Origin of the sequence: Salinisphaera sp. (assembly GCF_035690525.1) — a bacterium.
Lineage (GTDB): Bacteria > Pseudomonadota > Gammaproteobacteria > Nevskiales > Salinisphaeraceae > Salinisphaera.
Genome location: NZ_DASSKM010000108.1, coordinates 1 through 5,359, shown reverse-complemented (window position 1 = coordinate 5,359; position 5,359 = coordinate 1). Strand labels below are relative to the sequence as shown.

Genomic DNA, 5,359 nt, shown 5'->3' with positions numbered 1-5,359 from the left:
ATATCGGGCACCTTGGAGCAGCCCACGCCCTGATCCACCCAGCGCACGACATACCCGAGAATGCCCTGGCAGTTGTTGTCCAGTTCCTTGGCGATCTCGTCGGCCGATAGCTCACGATCGAGCAGCGGGATCGTCAGCAGGTCTTCGAGATATGACCCGCGGCGCGATTCCAGCTCGCTCTGGCGCGCCCGCACGTCGCAGCGATGATAGTGGATGGCGTGCAGGGTGGCCGCGGTCGGCGACGGCACCCAGGCGCAGTTGGCGCCGGCCCGCGGATGGCCGATCTTGGCCTCCATCATCGCCGCCATGTTGTCGGGCGCGGCCCACATACCCTTGCCGATCTGGGCGCGGCCGCGCAGGCCGCAGGCGAGACCCGTGTCGACGTTGTTGTCTTCGTAGGCGGTCAGCCAGGCCGTGGCTTTCATCTCGCCCTTGGGCAGCATCGGCCCGGCTTCCATCGAGGTATGGATCTCGTCGCCGGTGCGATCGAGAAAGCCGGTATTGATGAAGATGATGCGCTCGCGCGCCTCGCGGATGCAGGCCTTGAGGTTGACGGAAGTGCGCCGCTCTTCGTCCATGATGCCGATCTTGAGCATGTTGGGCGCCAAGCCGAGCGCGTTTTCGATGTGATCGAACAGGGCGACGGTGAAGTTGACTTCGGCCGGGCCGTGCATCTTGGGCTTGACGATATACACCGAGCCGGCGCGGCTGTTGGTATGCGGGCCGTTGCCTTTCAGGTCGTGGATGGCGATGGCCGCGGTGGCGAGCGCGTCGAGAATGCCTTCGGGAATCTCGTGGCCCGCGCTGTCGAGCACCGCCGGCGTGGTCATCAGATGGCCGACGTTGCGCACCAGCATCAGGCTGCGCCCGGGCAGTCTGAGTTCGCCGCCGTCGGCCGCGGTGTAGACGCGATCGTCGGCCAGCTTGCGGGTGAAGGTTGTCCCGCCCTTGGCGACCTGTTCGGTGAGATCGCCCTTCATCAGGCCCAGCCAGTTGCCGTAGACCCGCGCCTTGTCCTCGGCGTCGACCGCGGCGACCGAGTCCTCGCAGTCCTGAATGGCGGTCATGGCGGCTTCCAGAACCACGTCCTTGACGCCGGCGGCGTGTTCGGCGCCGATCGGATCCTCGGCGTCGATCTGGATTTCGACGTGCAGGCCGTTGTGCACCAGCAGCACGGCCGATGGCTGGCTGGCCGTGCCCTGGTGGCCGCAAAACCGGCGCGAATCGCGCAGCCCGACATGATCGGAGCCGAGGTCGACGGCCAAACGGCTGTTATCGATCCGATACGCCCGGGCGTCGGCATGCGAGCCGTTCTCCAGGGGAAAGTGGGCATCGAGAAATTCAGCGGCCTGTTCGACTACCTTGGCGCCGCGCTTGGGATTGTAGCTGGCGGTCTTTTCCGCGCCTCCGGTTTCGGGAATGATGTCGGCACCGTACAGCGCATCGTAAAGGCTGCCCCAACGGGCGTTGGCGGCGTTGAGCGCGAACCGGGCGTTGCTGATCGGCACCACCAGTTGCGGACCGGCCACGGTAGCGATCTCGGGATCGACGTGGTCGGTCGAGACCGAAAAATCGGCGCCCTCGGGCACGATGTATTCGAGTTCGGTCAGAAGCTGGCGGTATGCGTCGCGGTCGAAATCGTCGCCGCGATGCTCGCGGTGCCACTTGTCGAGTGTCTCCTGAATATCCACGCGGTGCTTGAGCAGGGCCGCGTTCTTTGGTCCGAACTCCTCGACCAGCGCGGCCAGCTCGGCCCAAAACATATCGGCGTCGATGCCGGTCCCGGGCAGAGCGGTCTCGATCAGATCGTACAAAGGCTGGCCGATCCGCAGGCCGGCGCGTTCGATTCGCTGGTTCATGACTGGGCCTTTTCGCTTGTGGGCATCGCGGCTGCGCCGCGGCTCGGAAAATCGGGGGTTTTAGATACCATCTAACAAGACGACCGACTATAGCGAAAGCGATAGGCAGCGCAAACCGCCCCCTCGGCGTACAGAGCGGGACGATAATCGTCGGCCGGCGCGCGTTTCGCCGCCGGCGGCGGGGTCCGCTGTTACGCCGCGATTCGACGATGACCACGAATCCGGCAAGATGCGGCCTAACCGAACAGCGTACCGACGAGTTCGGAAAGACTCGGATGAATATGGATCGCGCGGCGCACGGTATCGACGCTCGCGCCGTCGGCGTTCATCGCCACCACGACTTCGTGAATCAACAGCGCGGCGTGCGGTCCGATGATATGGCAGCCGAGAATGCGCTCGCTGGTGTTCTCCACGAGTAGTTTGGCGAAGCCGGCCGGCGCGCCGACGATCTTGCCTTTGGCCACATCGGCGTAGTCGAGTTTGGCGACCCGGTAATCGAGGCTCTGGCTTCGGCACTCGGCCTCGCTGAGCCCGACCGCCGCGACCTCGGGTTCGCTGAATACCGCGTGTGGATTGGCGTGATAGTCCATGCGCTGGCTTTCGCCCTGCGCATTGCGATAGGCCAGTTCGCCCTCCGCGCTCGACGTATGCTTGAACATGCCCCGGCCGATGACATCGCCGTAGGCATAGATATGCGGATGATCGGTACACAGTGCGGCATCCACCCGAATCGCGCCGCCCTTATCGACCCGCACTCCGGTCGCCGCCAGATCCAAATGCTCGGTATTGGGCTTGCGACCGGTAGCAATCAGGATCTGTTCGGCTTCCAGATGGCGCGTTTCGCCGTCCTCGCTCTCCAGTTCGACCCGTTTACCGGAGCCTGTGCTGGCGACCCGGGTCGCGCGGCCGGTTACGAGTGTGACCCGGCGGCCGAATTCCCGGGTGAACAGTTCGCGTACGTCGTCATCTTCGGCGAGCAGCTTCGCATCGGGATTGATCAGGGTGACCTCGGTACCCAGCGCGGCGAAGAAATAGCCCAGCTCGACGCCGATATAGCCGCCGCCGACCACGATCAGGCTGGCCGGCTGCCGTTCGAGTTCGAGCACGTCCTCATTGGTCCAGTAGCCGGCATCCTGTAGGCCCTGGATTGGCGGGATCGACGGCCGCGCGCCGCTGGCGATAAAGATCCGCTCGCCGGTGAGACGCGTACCGTCCTCGGTTTCCAGCAGTTTGTCGCCGACAAAGCGCGCCCGGGTATAGAACGGCGTCATCGCGTCTGCCACCCACTGCCGCGCCCCTTTGGCATTGTCCGCGCGCAGCGCACGCATGTCGTGCATGATGCGGGTAAAATCCACCTCGATAGTGGTGGTATCGACGTGGATACCGAAGTCCGCGGCGCTTTTGATCGCATCGATTGCACGCGCCGACTGGATCAGGGTCTTGGTCGGGATGCAGCCGAAATTCACGCAGGTGCCGCCGATCGCCGCCGGCCGGTCGGTGACCAGCGCCACTGATTGCTTGTCCTGGACCGCGAAATAGGCCGCGGTCAGCCCGGCGCCGGCGCCGATGACAACGTTGTCGAAATGCTGGATAGCGGCCATGGCTGGCTCCTGTTCTGAATGCGGCGGGATACGCGGGGGTGTCAGCCCCCAGCGAGCGGCTCGAACACATCGGCGTTATCGGTCTCCCATGCGGCCTGGTTGTCGAGCGTGGCCACCGGCGAGATCGAGGCTGGGTCGAAGTCGCGCGGCCGCTCACCGGCCCGTACTTTGTGCGGCCAGTCGGAATTAGCCAGCGCGCCGCGGCCGATGCTCACCAGATCGGCGCCCTGCTCGTCGAGCATGGCGGCCGCGGCCTCCGGCTGGTATAGAGCGCCGTTGCTGATCACCGGCAAACCCGCGCCGTGACGCTTGGCCAGCGTGGTCAGGCTGGGGCCGTCGTCGGCAAAAGCGGGCTCGACAGCGCCGGCGCCGGTGACGTGTAGATAGCTCGCACCGGCCTCGGCCAAAGCATGGAAAATAATCTCGGCATCCTCGGGTCCGGCCCAGCGGTAGTCCGGGTCGTTGACCTTGGTCTGGGAAAGCCGGATGCCGACCGGAAAATCGTTGCCCAGGGCATCGCGCAGACTGCGCACGATCATACGCGGCACCCGTACCCGGTTACCGATGCCGCCGCCGTAATCGTCGTCGCGCTTGTTCATGTAGTCAGTAAGAAATTCATCCAGCAGATAACCGTTGGCGCCGTGCACCTCGACGCCGTCGAAGCCCACCGACCGCGCGCGCTGGGCGGCGGCCACGAAACCCTGCGTGGCCTCGATGATGTCGGTTTCGCTCATCGCCTGCGCCGTGGCATAGCCGCCCTCGCCGAAATACATCGGCATCTGCTCGCCCGGCGGCGTGACCGCCGAAGGCGCAATGGTTTTGGTGGTGAAGCGGTTGTGCTGGACCAGCGCGCCGGCATGCATCAATTGCAGCACGATCGGCGCGCCGGCGGCATGGACTTGTTCGACCACTTTGGCCCAGGCCCCGGCCTGGGCATCGTTGGCTATGCCCGGTTGATCCACATAGCCCTGGCTGTAAGCCTCGTCGGTGTAGGTGCCTTCGGTGATAACCAGTCCGAAACCGCCGCGGGCATAGCGGGCATAATAGGCGGCCATCTGCGCGGTAGCGCGCCCGTCGGTGGTGGCGCTGACGCGGGTCATGGGCGAGACCACGACACGGTTGGCAAGCGCCAACGAGTCGAGGTGGAGCGATGTGAATAGCGAAGAATAGGCGGCCATGGAAGCCTCGTGTTCTTAGGATGGTCCGCCGGCACCAGCGTGGCGCCGACGGCGGGAACATCAGCATCGCACCTCGAAAGGCCGGCGTCAGTGGGGCGACTACGGAGGGCCGGACCCGAGGTGCGGCCCGCCGTTCACGGCACGCGGACGACGATTTTGCCGAGCTGCTGGTTGGATTCCATATAGCGATGCGCCTCGGCGATCTCGTCGAAGGCAAAGACGCGATCCACAGTCGGCTCGAGACTGCCGTCGGCGATACCGTTGCATACGAATTGCTTGCCGCGGGCGAAGGCATCCGCATCGAAAAAGATCTCGAACACGGTATAGCCGCGCAGCGTCAGACTCTTGGACAGCGCGGTGAACAGCGGAAACGGCGTCGGCTCGGCGGCCAGCGCGCCGTAGAGGAACATGATGCCGCGATCGCACATGGCCTCGGCTAGATCATTGACCGTCGAGCCGCCCACCGGATCGAAAACCACGCGGACGCCGCGCTCGTCGGTGATCCGGTTCACCTGCTCGGCGATGTTCTGGCTTTCGGTCACGATGACATGCGCCGCGCCGGCCTCCTTGAGCGACTCGACCTTGGCCTCGGAGCGCGAAGTCGCGATCGGCATCGCGCCGACGTGGTTGGCGATCTGGATCGCGGCCAACCCCACGCTGGAGGACGCCGCGGGGATCAGCACCGCCTCGCCCCTGGACAGCCCGCCGAACTCGATCAGTG

Annotated in this window: 4 protein-coding genes; all 4 read right to left on the bottom strand. The window is 65.0% G+C overall.

The window, feature by feature from the left end:
* On the bottom strand, positions 1-1,859 hold a 1,859-nt coding region (locus VFJ08_RS07690), incomplete at its 3' end, for a malate synthase G (RefSeq protein WP_324996610.1).
* A 236-nt stretch (positions 1,860-2,095) separates the two neighbouring features.
* Positions 2,096-3,460, bottom strand: a complete 1,365-nt coding sequence (locus VFJ08_RS07685) for a dihydrolipoyl dehydrogenase (RefSeq protein WP_324996609.1) — start codon at positions 3,458-3,460, stop codon at positions 2,096-2,098.
* Positions 3,461-3,501: 41 nt separating this feature from the next.
* Positions 3,502-4,638 carry an NADH:flavin oxidoreductase gene (locus VFJ08_RS07680; protein ID WP_324996608.1) on the bottom strand — a complete coding sequence of 379 codons (1,137 nt, stop codon included), beginning with the start codon at positions 4,636-4,638 and terminating at the stop codon, positions 3,502-3,504.
* A gap of 134 nt (positions 4,639-4,772) precedes the next feature.
* Positions 4,773-5,359: zinc-binding dehydrogenase (locus tag VFJ08_RS07675; protein WP_324996607.1), on the bottom strand; the 587-nt coding region annotated here is incomplete at its 5' end.

Bases quoted from the DNA above. Each gene is read 5' to 3' on its own strand.
- VFJ08_RS07685 (WP_324996609.1), bottom strand. From the start codon at position 3,460: ATGGCCGCTATCCAGCATTTCGACAACGTTGTCATCGGCGCCGGCGCC.
- VFJ08_RS07680 (WP_324996608.1), bottom strand. From the start codon at position 4,638: ATGGCCGCCTATTCTTCGCTATTCACATCGCTCCACCTCGACTCGTTG.